21 protein-coding genes and 2 pseudogenes are annotated in these 21,154 nt (G+C 56.6%); 13 read left to right on the top strand and 10 right to left on the bottom strand.

The window, feature by feature from the left end:
- Positions 1-95: 95 nt before the first annotated feature.
- Positions 96-1,823: a ShlB/FhaC/HecB family hemolysin secretion/activation protein gene (locus ACIOU6_RS11025; protein ID WP_401136099.1), complete on the bottom strand. Its 1,728-nt coding sequence runs from the start codon at positions 1,821-1,823 to the stop codon at positions 96-98.
- 108 nt (positions 1,824-1,931) lie between these two features.
- Positions 1,932-3,065: an MFS transporter gene (locus ACIOU6_RS11020; protein ID WP_401136096.1), complete on the bottom strand. Its 1,134-nt coding sequence runs from the start codon at positions 3,063-3,065 to the stop codon at positions 1,932-1,934.
- 101 nt (positions 3,066-3,166) lie between these two features.
- Between ACIOU6_RS11020 and ACIOU6_RS11015 the strand changes: the two genes are divergently transcribed.
- Positions 3,167-3,934 carry an AraC family transcriptional regulator gene (locus ACIOU6_RS11015; RefSeq protein ID WP_401136093.1) on the top strand — a complete coding sequence of 256 codons (768 nt, stop codon included), beginning with the start codon at positions 3,167-3,169 and terminating at the stop codon, positions 3,932-3,934.
- A gap of 62 nt (positions 3,935-3,996) precedes the next feature.
- On the opposite strand, the gene ACIOU6_RS11010 is transcribed toward ACIOU6_RS11015, so the two are convergent.
- From ACIOU6_RS11010 to ACIOU6_RS11000, 3 genes are all read right to left on the bottom strand, one after another.
- A complete protein-coding gene (locus ACIOU6_RS11010) occupies positions 3,997-4,437 on the bottom strand; it encodes a carboxymuconolactone decarboxylase family protein (protein WP_221733846.1) in 441 nt (146 codons plus the stop codon).
- 133 nt (positions 4,438-4,570) lie between these two features.
- Positions 4,571-6,139, bottom strand: coding sequence for a diguanylate cyclase (locus ACIOU6_RS11005; RefSeq protein WP_401136090.1), 1,569 nt, complete (start codon positions 6,137-6,139; stop codon positions 4,571-4,573).
- 358 nt (positions 6,140-6,497) lie between these two features.
- Positions 6,498-7,163 carry a ribonuclease T2 gene (locus tag ACIOU6_RS11000; protein WP_221733848.1) on the bottom strand — a complete coding sequence of 222 codons (666 nt, stop codon included), beginning with the start codon at positions 7,161-7,163 and terminating at the stop codon, positions 6,498-6,500.
- Between the two features lie 165 nt (positions 7,164-7,328).
- Between ACIOU6_RS11000 and ACIOU6_RS10995 the strand changes: the two genes are divergently transcribed.
- The 6 genes from ACIOU6_RS10995 (at position 7,329) to ACIOU6_RS10970 (ending at position 12,645) form a co-directional block, all read left to right on the top strand.
- Positions 7,329-7,811, top strand: coding sequence for a hypothetical protein (locus ACIOU6_RS10995; protein WP_401136087.1), 483 nt, complete (start codon positions 7,329-7,331; stop codon positions 7,809-7,811).
- 102 nt (positions 7,812-7,913) lie between these two features.
- Positions 7,914-9,611 carry a copper resistance system multicopper oxidase gene (locus tag ACIOU6_RS10990; RefSeq protein ID WP_221733850.1) on the top strand — a complete coding sequence of 566 codons (1,698 nt, stop codon included), beginning with the start codon at positions 7,914-7,916 and terminating at the stop codon, positions 9,609-9,611.
- Between the two features lie 11 nt (positions 9,612-9,622).
- Positions 9,623-10,492 carry a copper resistance protein B gene (locus ACIOU6_RS10985; RefSeq protein WP_221733851.1) on the top strand — a complete coding sequence of 290 codons (870 nt, stop codon included), beginning with the start codon at positions 9,623-9,625 and terminating at the stop codon, positions 10,490-10,492.
- A 55-nt stretch (positions 10,493-10,547) separates the two neighbouring features.
- Positions 10,548-10,922 (top strand): copper homeostasis periplasmic binding protein CopC, encoded by a 375-nt coding sequence (copC, locus tag ACIOU6_RS10980; RefSeq protein WP_221733852.1) that lies wholly within the window; start codon positions 10,548-10,550, stop codon positions 10,920-10,922.
- A 3-nt stretch (positions 10,923-10,925) separates the two neighbouring features.
- On the top strand, positions 10,926-11,795 hold the full coding sequence (gene copD / locus ACIOU6_RS10975) for a copper homeostasis membrane protein CopD (protein WP_401136082.1): 870 nt from the start codon (positions 10,926-10,928) through the stop codon (positions 11,793-11,795).
- A 58-nt stretch (positions 11,796-11,853) separates the two neighbouring features.
- On the top strand, positions 11,854-12,645 hold the full coding sequence (locus ACIOU6_RS10970) for a transporter substrate-binding domain-containing protein (protein WP_221733854.1): 792 nt from the start codon (positions 11,854-11,856) through the stop codon (positions 12,643-12,645).
- A gap of 3 nt (positions 12,646-12,648) precedes the next feature.
- On the opposite strand, the gene ACIOU6_RS10965 is transcribed toward ACIOU6_RS10970, so the two are convergent.
- Complete coding sequence (locus ACIOU6_RS10965) at positions 12,649-12,858, bottom strand: hypothetical protein (RefSeq protein WP_221733855.1); 210 nt, start codon at positions 12,856-12,858, stop codon at positions 12,649-12,651.
- Positions 12,859-12,991: 133 nt separating this feature from the next.
- Between ACIOU6_RS10965 and pseH the strand changes: the two genes are divergently transcribed.
- Positions 12,992-13,543: a UDP-4-amino-4,6-dideoxy-N-acetyl-beta-L-altrosamine N-acetyltransferase gene (gene pseH, locus ACIOU6_RS10960; protein ID WP_401136079.1), complete on the top strand. Its 552-nt coding sequence runs from the start codon at positions 12,992-12,994 to the stop codon at positions 13,541-13,543.
- A gap of 6 nt (positions 13,544-13,549) precedes the next feature.
- Here pseH and ACIOU6_RS10955 read toward each other — a convergent pair whose 3' ends face one another.
- The 3 genes and pseudogenes from ACIOU6_RS10955 to ACIOU6_RS10945 form a co-directional block, all read right to left on the bottom strand.
- Complete coding sequence (locus ACIOU6_RS10955) at positions 13,550-14,329, bottom strand: EAL domain-containing protein (protein WP_221733857.1); 780 nt, start codon at positions 14,327-14,329, stop codon at positions 13,550-13,552.
- 145 nt (positions 14,330-14,474) lie between these two features.
- Positions 14,475-15,254, bottom strand: coding sequence for a methyl-accepting chemotaxis protein (locus tag ACIOU6_RS10950; RefSeq protein WP_401136180.1), 780 nt, complete (start codon positions 15,252-15,254; stop codon positions 14,475-14,477).
- Positions 15,255-15,332: 78 nt separating this feature from the next.
- Positions 15,333-16,409: pseudogene (locus ACIOU6_RS10945) on the bottom strand (methyl-accepting chemotaxis protein); the annotation flags it as partial.
- Positions 16,410-17,007: 598 nt separating this feature from the next.
- Here ACIOU6_RS10945 and ACIOU6_RS10940 point away from each other — a divergent pair.
- Positions 17,008-17,429: pseudogene (locus ACIOU6_RS10940) on the top strand (phage tail protein).
- Positions 17,426-17,725, top strand: a complete 300-nt coding sequence (locus tag ACIOU6_RS10935) for a hypothetical protein (protein ID WP_401136077.1) — start codon at positions 17,426-17,428, stop codon at positions 17,723-17,725. Before ACIOU6_RS10940 ends, ACIOU6_RS10935 begins: the two are co-directional and overlap by 4 nt.
- Here the strand turns inward: ACIOU6_RS10935 and ACIOU6_RS10930 are convergent.
- Positions 17,712-17,987 carry a hypothetical protein gene (locus tag ACIOU6_RS10930; protein ID WP_401136074.1) on the bottom strand — a complete coding sequence of 92 codons (276 nt, stop codon included), beginning with the start codon at positions 17,985-17,987 and terminating at the stop codon, positions 17,712-17,714. The two genes, ACIOU6_RS10935 and ACIOU6_RS10930, sit on opposite strands and share 14 nt — an antisense overlap.
- A gap of 1,643 nt (positions 17,988-19,630) precedes the next feature.
- Between ACIOU6_RS10930 and ACIOU6_RS10925 the strand changes: the two genes are divergently transcribed.
- The 3 genes from ACIOU6_RS10925 (at position 19,631) to ACIOU6_RS10915 (ending at position 21,152) form a co-directional block, all read left to right on the top strand.
- Positions 19,631-19,819: a hypothetical protein gene (locus ACIOU6_RS10925; protein ID WP_401136071.1), complete on the top strand. Its 189-nt coding sequence runs from the start codon at positions 19,631-19,633 to the stop codon at positions 19,817-19,819.
- A gap of 8 nt (positions 19,820-19,827) precedes the next feature.
- Positions 19,828-20,124, top strand: a complete 297-nt coding sequence (locus ACIOU6_RS10920) for a hypothetical protein (protein WP_401136069.1) — start codon at positions 19,828-19,830, stop codon at positions 20,122-20,124.
- Positions 20,125-20,189: 65 nt separating this feature from the next.
- Entirely contained in the window at positions 20,190-21,152 is a 963-nt protein-coding gene (locus tag ACIOU6_RS10915) for a DUF4238 domain-containing protein (protein ID WP_401136177.1), read from the top strand.
- Positions 21,153-21,154 lie beyond the last annotated feature (2 nt).

Genomic DNA, 21,154 nt, shown 5'->3' with positions numbered 1-21,154 from the left:
AAGGACGGCATCACGTCACGCGATTTTTCTTGGCCGTGGCTGTCGCGCTCAGATCCGACGGCTGTTTGTTCACTGCTTGTTGGTTTAAACAAGGGTCATATCTGCACGCCCACGCGCATCAGCCAGGTGGGCGGCTCGTGCTGCAAACCGTTCGGGATGTTGAGGGCGCGCTGGTAATCGAGGTCCACTTGCAGGTTCTTCCAGCCCAGATTCAGCCCGACACTCGCGCCGCTGAGGCGTTGGCCCTGTGCGCCGTGATCGGCCTTGATCCAGCCATGGTCGAGGCCGACACGCGGGGTAATCTGCACCGGCCATTCGCTGCGCAGCGGCAGGCGCAACGTGTTGCGCCAGATCGCACCGCTGGCACCGGAGGCGCTGCTGACCCGATAACCGCGCACCGCCGAATCGTCGGTGCCGAGCAGTTGTTCGATGGCCGGCAGCGGATCGGGGCTGTACTGCACGTTGAGCTGGCTCTGCCACTGCCAGGCTTGCGCGCCGAGCTGACCGTTGCGCCATTGGCTGAGGCCGGCGCGGTACTTGCGAAACTGCGCCTTGGGCAGGTTGTTGACCTGATGCTGTGAGTCGTCATCGGCGCCGAACCAGCGCAGACCCTGGGCGTAATTGACATCGAGGTTCCACACCGCGCGGTCGAGCCAGAACAGATTCAGTCCGGCCTCGGCCACAGTCAGCGTCGGGCTCTGAATGCCCAGCCGGACGTTTTCCAGATAGCTGTCGACGTCCTTGTGCGCCAGTTGCAGGTTGGCGCTGAGCTGACGACTCTGGTCGCGCCACAACACGCGGTCGGCGCGCAGGCTGATCTGATCGGTGATGCCGGTGCTGTGAAAGGTCACGATGGGCAATTTGAACGGCGCACGATATTCGGCATGGCTGGCGAACACGCTGTACGTCCAGTAACCATAAGGGATCGCGTAGTAGAGGCTGGCGTTGCGACTGTAGCGATCACCCTGGTTTACCGTGTCGCTGGCGCTGAGGCTCAACAGATCGTTGAGTTCCAAGGGGCTGTCGAGGCTCAGGCTGACGCTGTCGCGATCACGCCCGGTGCTGGCGCTGCCGAGGTTGTCGAGCCCGGCATTCAAGGCCCAACGCGACTGCCCAGAGGTGCGTGAACGCAAGATGATCCGCGAGGCGCCAGGCTGAGTGCCGGGGGCGATGTCGGCGGTGAGATCGATTGAGCGCAAACGGTTCAACTGATCCAGACCCTGCTCCAGATCGCGCAGGTTCAACGGTCCGCCGAGCATTCCCGGGAAGGCGCCGCCCAACGAAACCGGCAGGCTCTGATCAGCCAGTTCGATCGACTCGATGTAGCCTTCGTCGACCACGATATCCAGCGACTGCCCTGCCGCCGGGGCGCTGCTCAGGTACGGGCGACTGGCGATGTAGCCCTTCTCGACGTAGATCGCAGTGATGGTCGCCAGCAGATGATTGATCTGGCCGACGCCCATGCAGGGCGCCAACAGCGGTTTGATGCGTGCGTTGAGCTTGGCGCTGTCGATAAGCGTGACGCCGCCGATGCGCGTGCCGCTGAGTGGCCAGCAACGCTCATCGGGGGTGATGGTTTGGGGAATGGCTGGGGTTACCGACGCGGGGCCGAAAGCGCCGCGCTCCAGTTGCCGCTTTCTTTGTTCCAGTTGCAGTTGTTGCAAATCGCGCTGTTGCTGTTGTTGCTGGCGCAATACTTCCTGGCCCGGCGTGACAGGTTCGGCCGCTTCAAGCGAGGAGGCACACACGCTCAACACAAAGGCCGACAGCAGCGGGCAAAGCGTGAATCGACGACGATAAACAACGTGGAACGAATACGGCACGCAACTTCCTTGCGATCATCAAATGGCGCAATGCCACCCTATCAATGATCGTGATAGTCGGAGCCCTCCTACACAAATGCAAGACGCTTCCTACATCGCTTACACTTCTTAAACAATTGATTTACTAGCGTTGAATGTCAGCAGCAACGCCACGCCGCTGCACACTATCAGGGTTTCCCCGAGTGCCTGCGACCAACCGGCGAGCATCAATCCTGCGCCAATCAGCAGGTAATAAAGCAGCCCTAACAACGCCCCTGCGGTGCCCAGGCGATCCGTGTAATTGACCAGCGCCGAGCCAAGGATATTCGGAATCGCCATACCGAACGCCAGCACCACCAGCAACATGGGCAAGATGAACGCACCGCTGTCCTGCATCGCCCAAACACCTGCACCACCGAGCAAACCGCTCAGTGCGGCGAGTCGAATCAATTGCAGCGCGTTGAAACCGCGGCGCAGCAGACGTTTGTTCAGCCATGCTCCAAAACCTGAGCCAAGCGCGAGAATCACGCCGCTGTAGCCGAACATGCTTGCGCTCAAACCAAGACGTTCAAACACAAAGGGGCCGAGACTGTAATAACTGAACAGTGACACGTTGAACAAGGCGATCCACAAGGCCGAGCGCCAGATCCCAACGTCATGCACCATGCGCCCAAGGGTTTCGAACAGGCCCACGCTGGATAATGGTTGCGCACGAGTTTCCGGCAAGGCGCGCCAACTCCACAGCCACAAAGCCACTGCAATCAGCAACAGCGCACCGAGTACGCCGCGATAGCCAAACCCTTGAACCAGCCCTGCTCCGGTGAACAGCCCTAGCGCCGGACTGGCTGCCAGTGCCATGCCCACCAGCGAAAACACCTGCGCCAGTTCTGCGCCTTGAAAGCGGTCGCGCAACAGGGTTTGGGTCACCACAGAACCGACAGCGGCGCCAAATGCCGCCAAGGCTTGGGCGATCAATAATCCCTGGAAACTCTGCACGCTCAAGCCGATCACGCAAGCCACCGCGTAGATCGCCAAACCGGCAAGCATCGACGGGCGCCGACCGATCCGGTCGCACACCCTCCCCCACGTCACCACGCCAAAGGCAAACGCCAGGAAATACACCGACAAGGTCTGCGCAGCCGCTTGCGGTCCAACGCCAAACGCACGGCCGATATCGCCGAGCGCCGGGCTGTAGAGGGTCTGGGCAATTTGCGGAAACATCAGCAGCGCAATCGCCAACACCAATAAATGTCTGTTGTTCATCTCACCGTTACTCCTCATACAAAAACTGCCGAGGAGTTTAGGGAGCAACGAATGACGTATTATCAAAATCCTGACAACTTATCGTTGATATCGGACAAACCATGGCCTGGCTCAATGCCCACACGAATTTTGACCCTGATCGCTATTGCGCGTCGGTCATCGGCATCGCCTCCAGCCTGGGCGGCGATCACGATTCCGGTCTACACCGCCATCAACGCGGGCAACTGCTTTACACCCGCCAGGGCTGCACCCGTATCACCCTGGCGCAGCAGTTGTGTTTGCTGCCACCGTCGCGGGCCGCTTGGATTCCGCCCGGTGTCATCCATCGCGCGGTGATGCAACAGAGCGTGGATTACCGCTCCATCTACCTGACTCCCGAACTGTGCCGTGAATTACCGCAACGGGTGTGCGTGATTGAAGTCAGCCCGCTGCTGCGTGCGGTGCTGGAACCGATGGCATTGGCAGATTTCGACAGCGATTGGCAGCAAGGTAAATTCGTTCATCTATTGGGTCTGTGCGTGAGCGAGATTCGCGAGGCAGCACAGCACCCCATGCTCTTGCCCCTGCCCCGGGACAAGCGCCTGATGGCACTGCTGGCGACACCGGAAAAACTGCCACCGGAACTGCAAATGCTGGAACGTCAGATCGGCGCCAGCAGCCGCACCATTGGCCGGATCTTCCAGCGCGAGACCGGTATGAGCTATCAGCAATGGCGCCAGCAGTGGCGCCTGATGCGCGCCATGGAATTGCTCGCCACCGGGCGCAGCCTCGGTTATTGCGGTTTTGAATTAGGCTTTGCCAGCGACAGCGCCTTCATCGCGTTTTTCAAAGCCATGACCGGAAGCACGCCCGGCCATTGGCTCAAGTAAGCACCTGAAAATGCCTGGCGCCACGCTCAATGACCGCGCCCACAAGGCATTGCGGATAGGCCTCAGGCCTGCGGGGTTTTACGGAAGCCCACAGCCAGTCGGTTCCAACTGTTGATGGTGCTGATCGCAACGGTCAGGTCGACCATTTCCTTGGGCGAGAACTGCGCCGCGACGACTTCGTAATCTTCGTCCGGGGCGTGGGTCAGGCTCAGTTGCGTCAACGACTCAGTCCACAGCAGTGCGGCGCGCTCACGGTCGCTGAAGAACGGCGCTTCACGCCATGCGGTCACGGCGAACAGGCGACGTGGAGTTTCGCCACCCTTGATCGCATCAGCGGTGTGCATGTCGATGCAGAACGCGCAGCCGTTGATTTGCGAAGCACGCAGTTTGACCAGTTCAACCAAAGGCTTTTCCAGCGGCAACTTGGACACGGCAGTTTCCAGGGCAATCATCGCTTTCAGGGCGTCGGGGGAAGCAGTGTAGAAATCGGTACGAGCTTTCATGGTGGTTTTCCGGGGCGAGTGAATGTGTGACTACGTTAGCCCCGGCGCGTGGTTCGACAAATAGCCAATATTCCAGAAGAACAGGAGGCCACTCAGACGTGAGGTGGCGACCTACAGCAAGCAGGTGATCGACTTAGCGGTCGGAGCGCATCAGTTCTGCAATAGCACCATCCATCGACAGCACGGCCGCACGATTGCGCCCGGCATTTTTCGCCTGATACAGCGCCGCGTCCGCCCGCTGAATAAACACTTCGGGGTCGTCATTGCCACTTGGAATGAAGGCGTAACAGCCCAGGCTCACGGTGAGGTATTCGGTCGGTGATCCGCTGTGGATGATGTGTTTGTCGATCACGCTGCGACGAATCTGCCCGGCAATCGCCAATGCACCGTTGATATCGGTGTCCGGTAACAGCACCGCGAACTCTTCGCCGCCGTAGCGCACCGCCAGATCGGTCTTGCGCTGACAGCAAGCCTTGAGCACTTGGGCGACTTGTGTCAGGCAATGGTCACCCGCGACATGGCCATAGGCATCGTTGTAGCGTTTGAAAAAATCGATATCGAGCATGATCAGGCTTAGCGGGCTGACCTGCCGGGCCCCTCGGGCAAATTCCATCTCCAGCGAGCGCTCGAACAGGCGCCGATTGGCCAGCCCGGTAAGGCTGTCGTGGGTCGCGATCTGCTCCAGCGCCTGTTGCGCCTTGCGCAGGTTTTTCTCGATCCGCTCACCGTCGCGCACCTGGTGGATGAACACCCACCCGAAAAGACCGACGCCGAGCATTACCAGCGCAATGATCACGCTGGACTGAAACGCCCGCCCGTACCACCCCTTGAGAATCGTGTCGCGCGACGTCCCGGCGGCAACCACCAGCGGATACGACGCCAGTTGCCGGTAACCGTACAAACGCTCCAGCCCATCGACCACCGAATTGATCATCGCAGTGCCAGACGGGGCTTGGGGCAGCAACGTCTGATAAATGCTGCCTTGCGCCAACGAAGAACCGATCAGGTTTTCGTCAAACGGTCGACGTGCGAGCAAGGTGCCGTCGGTCAGGCCGAGAAACATGATGCCTTTGTCATCGAGGCTGAAGCTTTCGAAGAACCGGTCGAAGTACGACATCTTGATCCCGGCCATCAACACACCCTGAAAATGGCCGGCCCGATCGTTGACCCGTTTGGAGATCGGGATGATCCACTCGCCGTTCTCACGGCTGCGAATCGCCCGGCCGATGTGCGCCTGCCTCGAGGCATTCTGTTGATGAAACCGGAAATATTCGCGGTCGGCGACGTCCTCGCCAATGGGCAAGTCAGGGTACGAGGTAATCAACCACTGCCCCTTGCTGTCGAACAGGAACATGCCATGCAACTGCTCAAGTTGCTGCACTCGCCGAGCGAACGTCTTCTGCAACCGAGGTTTTTGCGCGGCGCCGTAACCATCGTCCTCAACCCAGTCAACCAGACCGGTCAGCACCAGATCCGCCGCCAGGAACGTGTCCTCGGCTTGCTGCGCCATCGCCCGTGTCAGGTTACTCGACGCCACCTGCGCCACCGCCAGATCCTGACGCCGCGACTGCTCCAGTTGCAGATACAACAACCCGAACAGGCACAAACACACCGCCACGATAAACAGCACCGCAGCTTTGCGTAACGGCAAGCGCTTGAGCGTGCCGGGGACATGATGCGGATCGTGAACGGGGATAGGCAAAAGCGTGTCCTGGACAGGTACGACAGGGGCACTAAGCCCGAAATCCTTGTGTTTTGTGAGCGTAGTTCACGGGTATGCACGGGGCAAACGCCCCGCTCCCGCCCAGTTGTATCGGCGCACAGTGGATTTGGATGATCGCCGTTCGAATATTTATTTTCGCTTTCTGGTTTCGGCGGTGTTGCCAGAGCTTGAGGTGTATACGGATTTGCCGGATCCGGCGCCGAAGAACTGGCGTTGGTCAGTCGCAAGAAAGTGTGAAGGGGTGGATGCGAGAATCTTGATGTTGCAGACCTGAAAAATCTTCAAGCAAAAAAAGGCGCCCATTCAGGCGCCGTTCCTTGAGCCATTGCCGATCACATCACCGCGATGGCGGAACCCGAATATCCCCTGCCCGGCACTGAGTTTTCACACCCTTGCCACAGGCGCCAGGCTGTAAGTCTTTACCCATGCACACACGCACTTCCGACAATTCCGGGCCGCTGCAAATCACCGCGATGCCATCCGCCGCAATCCCAGGGTTAGCCTTGCGGAACAAGTCGGAAATCTCCTGCGCCTCAAAGTAATAGGACGTATTGAACGGTTGCAACTCTTGCGGGATTTTCACAGCGCCCACCGCTTTATCCGCCGCATCCAGATAGCCCATCGCGCCGAGACCACTGCACGTGCCATGTTTCGACCATTCGTGATCAAGCAATTTCCGGGTCGGGAACAGCGTCATGCCCTTGCTGCTCTGCGCTGCCGACAGCGTGGCCATCGGCGGGCAGGATTCTGGCCAGCCGCCCTTGGCGTATTGCGGCCACAGACCATGCAGCACGAAACCGTAACCTTTGCCGGAACACTGCACATCGTCCTTGTGTGTAAGGCAAAACGTCGGCGACCAGGACAACGACAGCAGGTAGTAATCAAACACCCCCGCCACTGATTCCGCTTGCACCTTGCTGGCCTGGGATTGGCGCGCTGAACTCAGGCCGATACTACCGGCCGTCAGCGCAATCACCGCCAAAATTGTAAACAGCTTTTTCATATACCCGCTCCTTGGGACGCCTGCGTCCGTGGTTTCCGATCCTGACCAGACTTGGTCAGCCATGATTTCGACACGCTTGTGTTGCAAGCGCATGACGCAAGGCAACGCTGTACCCCGTTGAAAGGTCTACGATTAATAAGCAGACATCAAACACAGGGATCCGAAATGAGTAAAGCAGACGAACTCGCCGCGAAGCTCCAGCAAACCCGGCACACCCAAGCGGACGACATTACCTGCGCGGAACTGGAGATCGATTGCTGGCCGGCGCAGGTCTATGACCTGTACCACCGCATCGAAGCGTGGCTGCAACCGGTGACCGAAGTCGGCCTGAAAATTCGGCGCAACCCTACCCACGTTTGCGAAAGTTCGCCCGACGGGCAAACCCATGATTACGCCATCGACCAACTGATGATCGAGGCCAACCACCACAGCCTCACGTTTGATCCCATCGCACGCTTTACCGAGGATGGTTGCGGTCGTGTGCAGATTACCCTGCCAGGCAAAGACACGTCCCTGCTGCGCACCGTCGATGAGCACCACGAAAGCCATTGGTGGTTGCAGTCTATGGAAACCGGGCAGCAATTGGATGCGATTGCACTGACGGAAAACAACCTGTTGCAGGTGGTGCAGGAAGGGTTGGGGCTGTAGGGCCATCGCTGAAACTGTCAAAACTGTAATCTGCCCCTCAGCCTACTGAAAGCTGGCACTGGTTAGCCTCCCCGTCATGGATCACACGGGAACTCATCGCGCATGCCTTCCAACACCTCAAGACGCACCTTCGTCAAAGGCCTGGCCGCCGGCGGTTTGCTCGGTGGCCTCGGCCTCTGGCGCGCACCGGTCTGGGCGCTGAACAGCCCCGGACTGCTCAACGAACTGAGCGGCAGCGAGTTCGAGTTGTTCATCGGCGAAACCTCGGTCAACTTCACCGGCAAGCCGCGCAATGCGATGACCATCAACGGCAGTCTTCCCGGTCCCCTGCTGCGCTGGCGCGAAGGCGATACGGTGACGCTGCGGGTGCGCAATAGGCTCAAGGACAGCACCTCGATTCACTGGCACGGCATTCTGTTGCCGACCAACATGGACGGTGTGCCGGGCTTGAGTTTTCACGGCATTGAGCCGGACGGCATGTACGTCTATCAGTTCAAGATTCGGCAGAACGGCACCTACTGGTACCACAGCCACTCAGGGCTTCAGGAGCAAGCGGGCGTGTATGGGCCGTTGGTGATCGAGGCGAAGGATCCCGAGCCATTCCAGTACGACCGCGACTACGTGGTGATGCTCAGCGACTGGACCGATGAAGACCCGGTCCACCTGATGAAGACCCTGAAAAAACAATCTGACTACTACAACTTCCACAAACGCACCGTCGGCGACTTCGTCAACGACGTCAGCACAAACGGTTGGGAGGCCACCGTCGCTGATCGCAAGATGTGGGCGCAAATGAACATGAACCCCACTGACATCGCCGACGTCAGTGGCGCCACATACACCTTCCTGATGAACGGGCTCGCGCCCGACACAAACTGGACCGGTCTGTTCCGCCCCGGCGAAAAACTGCGGTTACGCCTGATCAACGGCTCGGCCATGAGCTATTTCGACGTGCGCATTCCAGGACTGAAAATGACGGTGGTCGCCGCCGACGGTCTGTACGTCAAACCGGTTGTAGTCGATGAACTGCGCATCGCGGTGGCGGAAACCTACGACGTGATCGTCGAACCTGACGCAGAGGTCTATACACTCTTCGCCCAAGCCATGGATCGGACCGGTTACGCTCGAGGCACCCTTGCGACTCGCGCAGGTTTGTCGGCCCCGGTGCCAGCGCTGGATCCACGACCGTTGGTATCGATGGACGACATGGGCATGGGCGGGATGGATCACGGTTCGATGGACATGAGCGTCATGGATCACTCGGCCATGGGGCCGATGCAAGCGCATCCCGACAGCGAAAAGAACAACCCGCTGGTGGATATGCAAGCTATGACCACCGCGCCGAAACTCAACGACCCCGGCATCGGCCTGCGCAACAACGGCCGCCGCGTGCTGACCTATGCCGACCTGCGCAGCACCTTCGAAGACCCGGACGGCCGCGACCCGGGCCGCACCATCGAGTTGCACCTCACCGGCCATATGGAAAAGTTTGCCTGGTCGTTCAACGGCATCAAGTTCTCCGATGCCGAGCCGCTGCGCCTCAAGTACGGCGAGCGCATTCGCCTGGTGCTGGTTAACGACACGATGATGACGCACCCGATCCATCTGCACGGCATGTGGAGTGATCTGGAAGACGAAAACGGCGACTTCCAGGTTCGCAAACACACCATCGACATGCCACCCGGCACACGTCGCAGCTATCGCGTCACTGCCGACGCACTCGGCCGCTGGGCCTATCACTGCCATCTCCTGTACCACATGGAAATGGGCATGTTCCGCGAAGTACGGGTGGAAGAATGAAGGGGCTGATCATGACTCGATTCACCGCGTTGTCCTTGCTGCTAATCGGCAGCTCGGCCATGGCCGCCAGCGAGATGCAGGGCATGGATCACAGTCAGATGCCCGGCATGGATCATTCGTCGCTGCAAAGCATGGACGACGGCATGATGCAGCCCGCCGCCCCGCCTGAAAGTCGCACACCGATTCCCGCGCTGACCGACGCCGACCGCGCCGCCGTGTTCAAAAGCCCAGGCGGCCATCAAGTGCATGACAGTGCGATGAACAGCTACTTCCTTGCCGACAAACTCGAATGGCAGGACGCCGATGATGCCAGCAAGTTGGCCTGGGATCTGTCCGGTTGGATCGGTGGCGACATCGATCGGCTGTGGTTGCGCTCCGAAGGCGAACGCAGCAACGGCAAGACTGAGAACGCCGAGATTCAGGCCTTGTGGGGCCACGCGATTTCGCCGTGGTGGGACGTGGTCAGCGGGGTGCGCCAGGACTTCAAACCCGGCGCGCCACAAACTTGGGCTGCGTTCGGTTTACAGGGCATGGCGTTGTACAACTTCGAGGCCAAGGCCACCGCGTTTATCGGTGAAGGTGGCCAAAGTGCGGTTCGGCTGGAGGGTGACTACGACATTCTGCTGACCAATCGCCTGATTCTGCAGCCCACAGCCGAAGTTAACGTCTACGGCAAAAACGATCCGCAACGGGGTATCGGCTCCGGCCTGTCAAACACCGAAGCCGGCCTGCGCCTGCGCTATGAAATCCGCCGTGAATTTGCTCCCTACATCGGTGTGACCTGGAACCGCACCTACGGCAACACCGCCGAATACGCACGAGAGGAAGGCGAGGATCGCAGTGAAGCGCGCCTCGTCCTTGGCGTGCGGCTGTGGTTCTGACGCCCTCCATTCAACACCCAGACAATCACCGCCTAAGAGCGGTAAGAGGCCTTGCATGCGCACATTGAAAACCGCCGTAACACTCGCCACCGGCCTGCTCCTTAGCAGCTTGGCCCAGGCCCATCCGAAACTGCTCTCGTCGACCCCGGCCGAAGGTGCGGACGGCGCGACACCCGGCAAGATCGAATTGCACTTCTCGGAAAACCTGATGACCCAATTCTCCGGTGCCAAACTGGTCATGACCGAAATGCCCGGCATGGCCCATTCACCGATGCCGATGAAAGCCAAAGTCAGCGCCGGCAGCGACCCGAAAGCCATGTTCATCACTCCGCTCGACCCGTTGCCGGCCGGCACCTACAAAGTCGAATGGCGCGCGGTGTCTTCAGACACCCACCCGATCACCGGCAACGTCACGTTTAAAGTGAAGTAAGCGATGGGCGACCTGAGCAACATCATCCTGCGACTGGTGTTGTATGTGGACTTGCTGCTGTTGTTCGGGGTGGCGCTCTTTGGGGTGTATAGCGTTAATGCGGTGCTGCCGTTTCGGCCGATGTTGCGCGCCATGGCGCTGCTCGGGATATTGCTGTCGCTGGCTGGAGGCCTGCTGATGACCAGCGCCATGAGTGGGGAAACCGAGCTCTCAGCGCTGTGGCCGCATCTGCAAATGATGCTGTTTGAAACAGACATGGGGCTGGCGTGGGCCGCGCGGATGTGTGCGCTGATCGTCGTGGTGATCAGCCCGGGGTTGTGGATCGCGTCGATTGCCGGCGCAATCGCCCTCGCCTCGCTGGCCTGGAGCGGGCATGGAGCGATGGACGAAGAATGGCGGCGGATCTGGCATTTCCTCAGCGACATCCTACACCTGCTGGCTGCTGGGGCATGGTTTGGCGCACTGCTGGCGCTGGTGTTGATGGCTCGGAGGCACGTTGATGAAACGCGTCTTCGACAGTTGGCTTATGCCGTCAAACGTTTCGAATCAGTAGGCGCAGTGATTGTGCTGACGCTCACTGTGACAGGCGTGGTGAATTACCTCTTCATCGTCGGCCCGAAACTCGATGACGTGTTACTCGGCACTTACGGGATACTGCTCGCGGTCAAGGTATTGCTGTTCGGGGGTATGCTGGTATTAGCGGCGCTGAATCGCTTTCACTTGGGACCGTTGCTGCAACAGTCTCTGCGCGATGGCCGGCATCTCATAGCCGCGAATGCTCTGAGGCGTAGTGTTTTGCTTGAGTTGGCAATTGCACTGCTAATCGTGGGGCTGGTTGGATGGCTCGGCACCTTGAGTCCAGAGCCGGGATGACACACGGCAAAGGCTTTCACTACACTGGGCAAACTTTCCCTGCATAAGCCCGATCACCATGACAAAGCTAAAAAGCACGATGATCTTCTGCGGCCTACTGACCCTGACCGCAGGCGCTCACGCTGAGCCAAACTCCTCACACCTCGACACCCTCCAGCAACAAGGCCAACTGCGCGTCTGCACCACCGGCGACTACAAGCCCTACACCTTCAAACGCGACGACGGCGAATACGAAGGCATCGACATCAGTATGGCGCGCTCGCTGGCCGAGAGCCTCGGCGTCAAAGTCCAATGGGTGCAGACCACTTGGAAAACCCTGATGCCCGACATGCAGGCCGGTAAGTGCGACATCGGCATGGGCGGTATTTCGGTGACCCTGGAACGGCAGAAAAAGGCCTATTTCAGCAACACCCTCGACGTCGACGGCAAGATCCCGCTGGTGCGCTGCGCCGATCAATCCAAATATCAGACCCTCGAACAGATCAACCAGCCCAACGTGAGACTGGTCGAGCCTGCCGGCGGCACCAACGAAGCCTTCGTTCATGCCTTCCTGCCCAAGGCGCAACTGGCCCTGCACGACAACGTGACGATCTTTGAGCAACTGCTCGACAACAAGGCCGACGTGATGATCACCGACGCCTCGGAAGCGCGTTATCAGCAGAAGCTCAAACCCGGTTTGTGTGCGGTCAACCCGCACCAATTCATGCAGTACGGGGAAAAAGCCTACCTGCTACCGCGCGATGACATCAGCTGGAAACTGTACGTCGATCAGTGGCTGCATCTGAGCAAGGTCACTGGCCAATATCAGAAAGTGCTGAGTGAATGGATTGCCGTAACACCTGAGCAGTAACCATCAGTCGTCATGCAACAGGCCGGAGCTGTATTGGTTGAAGCTGTTAGCCATATTGCTCCCGCCAAACTTCAAGGTGTTGGCATTACGCCCCTGCGGCGACTGACAGTCGCTGGAGAAACAACTTGTCGTGGTCAACCCTCCCGCCCCCGAACACGCACTCAACACCGACACAGCCGCAATCAACAGCACTTTGACGACGTTCAGACTCATGGCACGACTCCCCTCGGGATGAAAAGCAACGATCTTGTGTCAGCATCCTAGGCCCGCGCCGTCCCCGGCAACATGAAACTTTCGTGATCGACAGCGCCGGTTCAGACAAACAGCGCCAGACAAGGACATCAGCATGCAATTTCTTCCCTTGACCGAAGCCAGCCCCGACCTCCAGGCGCACGTCCGCCACCTGCGCAATCAGCAAGACGTGCGCAAATACATGTACACCTCCCACGAAATCACCGAACAGGAACATGCCAACTGGCTGGCCTCCTTGCAGGCGAACCCACGGCAGCAGGTGTTTGTAGTGATCAAGGATCAACAAGCGGCCGGGGTTGTTTCGTTGAATGCGATCAATGCAATGCACAAAACCGCCGATTGGGCGTTTTATCTGGATGTCAGATTGCAGGGTAAAGGACTGGGCAGTGTTGTTGAGTTCTGGATGCTGGATTACGCCTTTAAAGTCGCGGGGCTTGAAAAGCTGAATTGCGAAGTGCTGGCGATGAATTCGGGGGTGGTCAAAATGCACCAGAAGTTCGGGTTCGAAGTGGAGGGCGTGCGGCGACAGAACGTGGTGAAAGATGGGGTGCGAGTTGACGTCGTGTTGTTGGGGATTACCAAAGCTGAGTGGCTACACAAACGCGCGGCGCTGGCCCCCGTTATCGAGCGGATCAGTGCGAGCTGAAAGAGCTCAGCGCTTGAGCCACGCACCCTTGGGAATCTGCGCCAGTGACTTGAAAGCAGGTTTGGCGAACCAGAAACCCTGCATCAGATAAATGCCGCAATCAGCGAGAAAATCTCTTTCCTGCGCCTCTTCTATGCCCTCGGCGATCACCTCGACGCCCAACTCTCTACACATGTTCACGACGTTACGCACGATGGTCTGACGAACTCGGTCAAGGTGGATATCCCGGATCAACGCCATATCCAGCTTGATCAAGTCCGGCTGAAAGTCCGCCAATAAGTTAAGACCGGAATAGCCTGCACCAAAGTCGTCGATCGCCGTCTTGAAACCAAACTCACGGTACTCACGCAAGATGTTCGTCAGATGGCTGTTCTTTTCAACGTGCTCGCCCTCAACCGCCTCGAAGATCAAACGATCCAGCGGGAACCCGTGAGCGCGCGCCGCTTCAAGCGTGCTGCGAATGCACAATTCCGGACGGTAAACAGCATTCGGCAAAAAGTTGATCGACAGGTACTCGGTCATACCTAACTGAGCCGCCGTGGAAATAGCCCGAACACGACACAGTTGATCGAATCGATAACGATTTTGATCGTCTACCTGCTCCAGAACTGACAACGCGCCCTCACCATTCACGCCGCGAACCAAGGCTTCATGGGCAAAGGTTGTTTGATCGCGCAGATCCACAATGGGCTGAAACGCAAAGGCGAATTCCAGATCCGGCGCGCCTTTGTTTTTACAGCCCTGGCAGCCGCCGGGTGAGGCGGATGTTTTTGGAAAGTCGGTCATGACGCCCCCTAATAACGGGTTGCAACCGTCCGTGGTGATAAATGAAGAAACAGCGCTTGAGCCGGGTTATCTGCCAACCCAAGCATCACTTTAGCCCAACGGCGCCTGAATATTTGAAGGTGCCGTGGACTGATCGTTCGCATAATCAGGTGCGGAAATGCGCAGTCATTCGCTGCAAGTCCTGCCCCAGCGACGCCAGCTCAATCGTCGCTGCCGCACTCTCTTCGCTGGCAACCGCCGACTGGTCGGCCACATCACGCACGCTGACGATGCTGCGATTAATCTCGTCGGCCACGGCACTTTGCTGCTCGGCAGCGGCCGAGATCTGCAGGCTCATTTCCTGAATCGTACCGATGGACTGATTGATCTCGGTAATCGCCAACTCGGCTTTTTGCGCCAACACCACCGTATCGAGGGTGCGCTCGCGGCTGGAGGCCATCAGCGTAGAGGCCGCTTGCGTGCCTTGTTGCAGGGTAATGATCAGTGCCTCGATTTCCTTGGTCGAGTCCTGTGTGCGCTGGGCCAGCGAGCGTACTTCGTCTGCTACCACGGCGAATCCACGTCCTTGCTCACCCGCCCGCGCTGCTTCGATAGCGGCATTCAACGCCAGCAAATTGGTCTGTTCGGCGACGGCCTTGATCACATCGATCACTTTACCGATCTGCTCACTGTCCTGAGACAGCACGTTCATCGCACCGCCCAACGCTTCAATGGCCACAGCGAGCTCACTGATCTGCACCGTCGCCTGTTTCACCACCGTACTGCCGTGGCGCGCCTGTTGATCGGCCAACGTCGCGGCCGCGGACGCATCGGTGGTGTTACGCGCAACTTCCTGCACCGTCGAGGCCATTTCGTGCATCGCCGTGGCGACTTGATCGACTTCACTTTTTTGCTGACGAACACCCGCGCTGGTCTGCTCGCTCATCGCCGAAAGTTTTTCCGCCGAGGTCGAAATATGCGTGACACCATTGCCGATGCCTTGCACCAACGTGTTCAGGTTCTGCGCCATGTCTTGCATCGCGTTTTGCAGATCGCCCAACTCATCTTTGCGATTTGATTTGGCCTGTACCGTCAGATCGCCCTTGGCAATTCGTCGAGCCAGATCAACCGTCAATGCCAGCGGCGCAGTGATCTGGCGCGAGATAACCACCGAAGCGAACAACCCGACCAACAGCGCCAACAGGGTCAACACCGCCATCTGAATAAACGCTGAGCGCTGATCTTCAAGCGCCAGGCGCTGCTGGGTATCCATCAGACCGTTCATGATGCTGTCCATCGCCTTGCTTTCCTGATCGACCTGCTGACGCATGCTCTGCTTCTGCGCAAACAGCCCGGCCACTTCCACCAAGACGTCGCGATAACGACGCATCCCGGCGTGCGCTTCTTCAACCTGGCTCGACAGGGTCGCCGGCAAACGGGTACGCGCTTCAGTGATATCGCTCAGGAACGTGTCGGTCGTCGCCATAAGCACATTTTTGTTCACCTCATTCGGCACCGCGATGTAGCGACGCAACATCATGCGAAACAAGGTCATGCCGTTGCGCAAGTCAGCCACCGTACGTAACTCCCGAACGCGCTCGCTATCGGCTGACGCCAGAGCGCTGGTTGTGGTGCTTTCAAGCATCCCGGCAAACGTGTCTGCGTACTTGTCGGACAGCGCACTCAGCGGTTTCAAGGCATCCGTCGTCGACTTGTCGGCATCGATCAGCCGCTTCACCTTTTCATCATAGGCAAGGATAGACGCTTGCAAAGCCTTCAAGGCTTGTTGGTTTTCGGCACGCGTCAACGTTTCCAGTGCCCTGCCCACCAAGCCCTGCAAGACATTGAGCTGAGCGTGATAAGAATCAACGAAAGCAGCGTCAGCCGCAGCTTCGTACTGTTTTTCGGACAATCGCATATTTTGCGTAGCGTCATTCAACGTGCCAATCAGGCGCGTCGTACTCAAGCGATCAACCAGCACGTTGTTGCTGTTATAGCCAATGAAAGCAACGGCCAAAACAGCCAGCAAAAGAATGCCGAAACCGGTTCCCAGCTTGCGGGAAACCTTGATGTCACCCAGGAAATTCGATGCTACTGCCATATTCAGCCTCAAACGCCCTGACGCGAAACGTCAGGCACAAAAAATAGATCTTCGGCAACTGCAGTCACCGTCCAGATATTCGGGGGTCGTCATCCAAGGCGTGTTACGGAACACTCCAGCTGTCCCGGAAATGCAAAATGCGATGCTGTTGATGCATCAAAGAGAAACCCGACGCGAGCATCGGCAGACAAACCAACACGTCGCAAACAGGGTGCCTGCACGCAAGGTTGATCGATTCAGCAAAGGTATCTGGAAGGGATGCTATAAACTTTAGGAAAACTTGTACAACTTTTTATTTTTGTATAATCATTGAACTTTTAGAAGCGCGTGATGACGCATTGCCATCACGCAATATGGCACATCGCTACTGGCGCAAAACGATGCTGAAAATGTCGACTACCGCTCCCATGACAGCACAAACAGCGGTAACCAGAACGCCGACGACCTGATCTCAAGCATCGACGAACTGTGCTGGCGTCACTAAGGCCGCACCGCCGGCGTGACCTAAGCAGTACTCGAAGCCAACCCCGAGCAGCCAAGACGTTTTTCACCCGCAAGGTAGAGCGGACATGAATTACCAACATCATCAGGCCCAGCCATGAACAACCCCGACCGACTGTTGATTTTCATCGACAATGGCAAGGTTCGTTACATCGCCGCGTAGACGCTCTCTTTCGAATACAGTTTCGATCTGCAAGTCATCTTCATCGACTTCGCCGGTCATCCCGACAGCGTCATGTTGCACTTGTTTGGTTGGTTGAGCGTCCACCAATCCGAGTTGCTGGAGAACCTCAGCAAAGCCGCGGATGGCATTCAGTTCGAGGCAGACATTCTCGACAACAGCAAAGTCGATATGAGCCTGACTTTGCCCCTGACCGAGCGCGTAGTGTTGGGCAAAGACGATTAGGGCAACACCACTATCCGTCATTCCGGGGAACTCCAACGAACTGCCAAATTCCTCATCCGAACTGAATACCTGGCGCTCAGGGCACCGGTAGCGAATGGGGGCTACCGAAATGACCAACCAACGCTGGAGGATTGGGCAGCAGGATTGCTTGGACAGCTTGAACCGGCATCACGCAACAAACTGGCCCGCAGTCTCGGTCAAACGTTGCGACGCAGCCAGCGGCAACGAATCATTCAAATACGCGCGGCGGAAAAAGCACAAGCTGCGCGGAAAGGATTGCGCCGAGCGCATGACGACAGAGGTGCGTTATGAACAGCGTGAGGTGCTGGGCTTTACAGATGCCAACCTTGATTTAATCAAAAATGGATTGCTCAGACACCTCATGCAGACTTCCTTTACAAACGTGTAATTACTGGTTCTTTCCGAGCAAGAAAGTATTTAACCTGCAGCCCAGCATCAACATCAATATTTACCCCTAGCGCATAGTCCCCGCTAGAAGTTGTAAAATAATCCGTCACACTACCTGTATAAACCGCGCCCTCATATTCAACTTTGACACGTTGCCCCGTTGATAAACGCTCACGCTCCAACAACAACGACTCTAAAGAAACCGCGTCCGCTGCATTTGAGATTAAAGAGCTTAATATTTTATCGCTAATTATTTTTTCCATAAACTTTTACCTCCAAGATAATTAACATGATCAAGCCGCTAAATAATCACTGAAAGCATGGAGAGTGGCACCTGTCAAACCTGACAGTAGGCAATACTTATTCGGCATCAAAATGCTGCTATGAATAACCAAATTTTTATTGTGTAACGGTTGGTTCTACAAACCGACAAGACTGAAATTCCCCACACATGGCGCCACCATTGGCGCGGATAGTAAGCAGGCTAATCGGCTTTTAGCCGCCGCCACCGGATCAGTCGATTGGCCTCTCTAGGCCGTTTTTAATCTGTGAACGATTCGCCCTCTCGCCATTCTCGGGGCAGTCACCAAGCGGCACCAAGGCACAACAATGAGAGGCCAAAAATAGGCGTCCAGTCCCATATCGTTCCCATATCGCCCTTTTCCAGACGCCAAAAACCACAAACCCCGACTTTCTCTAGGAAAATCAGGGGTTTGTGTTTACTGAATATGGCGGTGAAGGAGAGATTCGAAACTACCCGTTTGCGGTTTTCCGAGCACCCCCCCCCCGGTTTATAAGGGCTGCAGAGGAGCGAGATTTTTAATCTCAGTCCCATGTCAGTCCCATGGGTTTTGCGCACCAGGTTACAGAACAGGGTCGCGAAAGCCATTTCGACGTTTCATGTTGACCCATGGGAAAAAGGTAATTTTGGTAATGCAGCGTAAGCCGACCTCTGGAAGCCATGAAAATCGGGGCGTTGAGAGAATTCCTCAAAGGTAATAATTTGGAAAGTATGAGGTTAGAAAATTACCTTTCCTATGAGTAATCCCTGCTAGCCCTCAAACCCAGTAAAATTGGGCACTTCAGAAATTATTACCTTAACCATTACCTAAAATTACCTCTTGAGGTAATGACTGAAGGCCACGCACCACAAGGGCTGTAGCCAATTTCTATACCTCGCTTACCAAAATTACCTTTTTCCCAGCCCACGTTTGAAAAATGGCCAAGGCGACGTCCCTTTTTGACGTTTTTCACATCATGCAAATTGGCACTGGTCGCAAGTAAATCCTTGGTGACGCTGTGCAATACCAGAAAATACCGGAGAGCCAAGCAGGCTAGGCCTTACAGCCGTTTTGCAAGCGAACTGGGCGGTGTCGGATTCCCTGCCGGGGCGACCAGTTCCGAAAACGAAAACATCCTGTGCGGCAGGTTTTTCAGGCCGTAGCCCCTGCGCACCGGGCGTTCACTCCCTTGGCAAACTCGTCGACGCTCCGTAACGCAGTGCAACTGCCTTTGCTCTTTTTTGCAAAACCTTGCACTGCGTGCAATCGCTACGACGCCAACAGCCCCCGCAGCAGGCCTAGGCAGAGCAGGTGTTTGCACCGCTCAGGCTTTTGCACAAAAAAGGGACGCTAAGCCCGTCGGCGGGAGGGGGATAAGTGCTTTTTCAGCAGTTTTTTTCTTGGCTGCACGATTTTCCAGCGCCCAAGCAAACAGCGCCCAAAGCCTCGTCTGCGGCCGGCGTCCAGAGGTCGCGAATTGCCGTCAGTCGCTATGCGATGTTGAGGACTGCCTTAGTCGATATACTGTCTGCATATACAGTATTCATATGGATAGCAGGTCGATGAGTAGAGAGTCTGCGGGAATCGCAATCCCAGAGCCGTCCAGGACAGAGCTCTGGCGGATCATGCTGCGTGATGAGCTGTCCTTGCTCGCAATGCCAGGAGCCCATCACAAGGCGTTACTCAGGCAAGCACATGCGCTTCACCAGGATCAGGTGATCGATGCTGACGAACTCAGTGAGTTGCTGGAGCTAGCGGACGCAGCGCTGGCCTATGCGATCGAAGCGCTACTTGATATCGACACTGACGGGTAGGAGGCGACATGCATGTACTGGTTACACCAATGCGCCTACGCGGTGTCGCGCTGGATGCCAAAGAGCGGCGTCGTTATCCGGCGATCCGGGGCAACGTCATGGTGAACTCTACTATGTCGAGCGAGTTGGGTCGGGCCGCGAATGTTGCCCGTGTGGACGTTGGCATGCCGCTCGATCCAGATCCACTACCGCCGCTGCTCGAAGCCACACTGGCAGGGATGGCAGTGACTGGTTTTGTTCTAAGCGGAATTGAGTACATCGATGGCAGTGCCTACGCGCAATCCTGGTGGTGCAGGCTTGAATAGCAGGGCATGCTTGTTTCCATCAGACCCAGCCAGTGCGGTCTTGAGGAGATCTGAAATTGAAAGGAATGTTTCCAGTAGTTCGCAAACATCACTATGTCTGGGCTTACTACCTCAGTGCCTGGTCAACGGAGAAAGACAAAAGTATTTGGCATGAGACGTCGAAAGGGAAAATTAGCAAGGACAGCGTAAAAGGACTCTCCAGAGAAGATGATTTCAACAAGATCCACCCGTTAAGCGATATTGACATAGCTTTTATAGAGCTTTGGCCGAGCAGCAACAGTCCTGCACTTCAGAGCTTCCATAAATCGCAGATCAATTTTTTCAAAAAAGCTTCAGCCTTAATCGATACGCACGTAGGGCGTGAGCATTTAAAGGAATACGACGAACTAAAGAATATTTCAGAAGCTATTCAGTTTGGTGTTTTCGAAAACACGCATAGTGCGATTGAGAGACTTGCCAAACCTGTAATAGACGAACTTAAACTTGGAAACGCTAAGTGCCTCGAACAGGGCAAATACATGACAAGCTTTTGCAATTTTCTTGCTCAGCAACTTTTTAGAACCAAGAAAATTAAGGAAGAATGCATAGACGGCATGCGCGAGCTCGCTAGAAACACTGAACTCGAAAAAACGTTCAGTTCATTAGTCGAACGCAACTGGTGGCTTCTTAGCTACAGAATCGCACTAAACGTGGGCTCTTCTCTGTGCGCTACCGCTTCTACGGATCATCACACCCTAATAACAAACACTACCGACATCGACTTTATCACCAGCGACTTCCCAGTAATCAATCTTCATGAGTCATCAGGGATTCCGGGAAAGCCGCCTGAGGCGCTGGATCTTTACTTCCCCATTTCTCCAAAGATTGCGTATATCAGCAGTCCAAAAAACCAATACAACGAACTTGCATCATCAATAGATGAGGAAACGGTTAAACTTCTTAACACCCAGATGGCTTCCAACTCCCACCTGAGTATTTATGGAACCTCAAGAGACGCGATCAAGGATGCAAGACGCGGATATCGCTAACG

The sequence above is a fragment of the Pseudomonas sp. NPDC087615 genome (assembly GCF_044743445.1).
In the GTDB taxonomy this organism is placed as follows: Bacteria; Pseudomonadota; Gammaproteobacteria; order Pseudomonadales; family Pseudomonadaceae; genus Aquipseudomonas; species Aquipseudomonas baetica_A.
This window is presented reverse-complemented; position numbering and strand designations above follow the sequence as displayed.

What these genes read in the sequence shown, in the direction of transcription:
- ACIOU6_RS10955 (WP_221733857.1), bottom strand. Translation starts at nt 14,329, where the DNA reads ATGACCGACTTTCCAAAAACATCCGCCTCACCCGGCGGCTGCCAGGGC.
- ACIOU6_RS10930 (WP_401136074.1), bottom strand. Translation starts at nt 17,987, where the DNA reads ATGGAAAAAATAATTAGCGATAAAATATTAAGCTCTTTAATCTCAAAT.
- ACIOU6_RS10925 (WP_401136071.1), top strand. Translation starts at nt 19,631, where the DNA reads ATGCTGCGTGATGAGCTGTCCTTGCTCGCAATGCCAGGAGCCCATCAC.
- ACIOU6_RS10995 (WP_401136087.1), top strand. Translation starts at nt 7,329, where the DNA reads ATGAGTAAAGCAGACGAACTCGCCGCGAAGCTCCAGCAAACCCGGCAC.
- ACIOU6_RS10920 (WP_401136069.1), top strand. Translation starts at nt 19,828, where the DNA reads ATGCATGTACTGGTTACACCAATGCGCCTACGCGGTGTCGCGCTGGAT.
- ACIOU6_RS10935 (WP_401136077.1), top strand. Translation starts at nt 17,426, where the DNA reads ATGACCAACCAACGCTGGAGGATTGGGCAGCAGGATTGCTTGGACAGC.
- ACIOU6_RS10950 (WP_401136180.1), bottom strand. Translation starts at nt 15,254, where the DNA reads ATGAGCGAGCAGACCAGCGCGGGTGTTCGTCAGCAAAAAAGTGAAGTC.
- ACIOU6_RS10970 (WP_221733854.1), top strand. Translation starts at nt 11,854, where the DNA reads ATGACAAAGCTAAAAAGCACGATGATCTTCTGCGGCCTACTGACCCTG.
- ACIOU6_RS10990 (WP_221733850.1), top strand. Translation starts at nt 7,914, where the DNA reads ATGCCTTCCAACACCTCAAGACGCACCTTCGTCAAAGGCCTGGCCGCC.
- copD (WP_401136082.1), top strand. Translation starts at nt 10,926, where the DNA reads ATGGGCGACCTGAGCAACATCATCCTGCGACTGGTGTTGTATGTGGAC.
- ACIOU6_RS10985 (WP_221733851.1), top strand. Translation starts at nt 9,623, where the DNA reads ATGACTCGATTCACCGCGTTGTCCTTGCTGCTAATCGGCAGCTCGGCC.
- ACIOU6_RS11010 (WP_221733846.1), bottom strand. Translation starts at nt 4,437, where the DNA reads ATGAAAGCTCGTACCGATTTCTACACTGCTTCCCCCGACGCCCTGAAA.
- pseH (WP_401136079.1), top strand. Translation starts at nt 12,992, where the DNA reads ATGCAATTTCTTCCCTTGACCGAAGCCAGCCCCGACCTCCAGGCGCAC.
- ACIOU6_RS11015 (WP_401136093.1), top strand. Translation starts at nt 3,167, where the DNA reads ATGGCCTGGCTCAATGCCCACACGAATTTTGACCCTGATCGCTATTGC.
- ACIOU6_RS11020 (WP_401136096.1), bottom strand. Translation starts at nt 3,065, where the DNA reads ATGAACAACAGACATTTATTGGTGTTGGCGATTGCGCTGCTGATGTTT.
- ACIOU6_RS10965 (WP_221733855.1), bottom strand. Translation starts at nt 12,858, where the DNA reads ATGAGTCTGAACGTCGTCAAAGTGCTGTTGATTGCGGCTGTGTCGGTG.
- ACIOU6_RS10915 (WP_401136177.1), top strand. Translation starts at nt 20,190, where the DNA reads ATGTTTCCAGTAGTTCGCAAACATCACTATGTCTGGGCTTACTACCTC.
- copC (WP_221733852.1), top strand. Translation starts at nt 10,548, where the DNA reads ATGCGCACATTGAAAACCGCCGTAACACTCGCCACCGGCCTGCTCCTT.
- ACIOU6_RS11000 (WP_221733848.1), bottom strand. Translation starts at nt 7,163, where the DNA reads ATGAAAAAGCTGTTTACAATTTTGGCGGTGATTGCGCTGACGGCCGGT.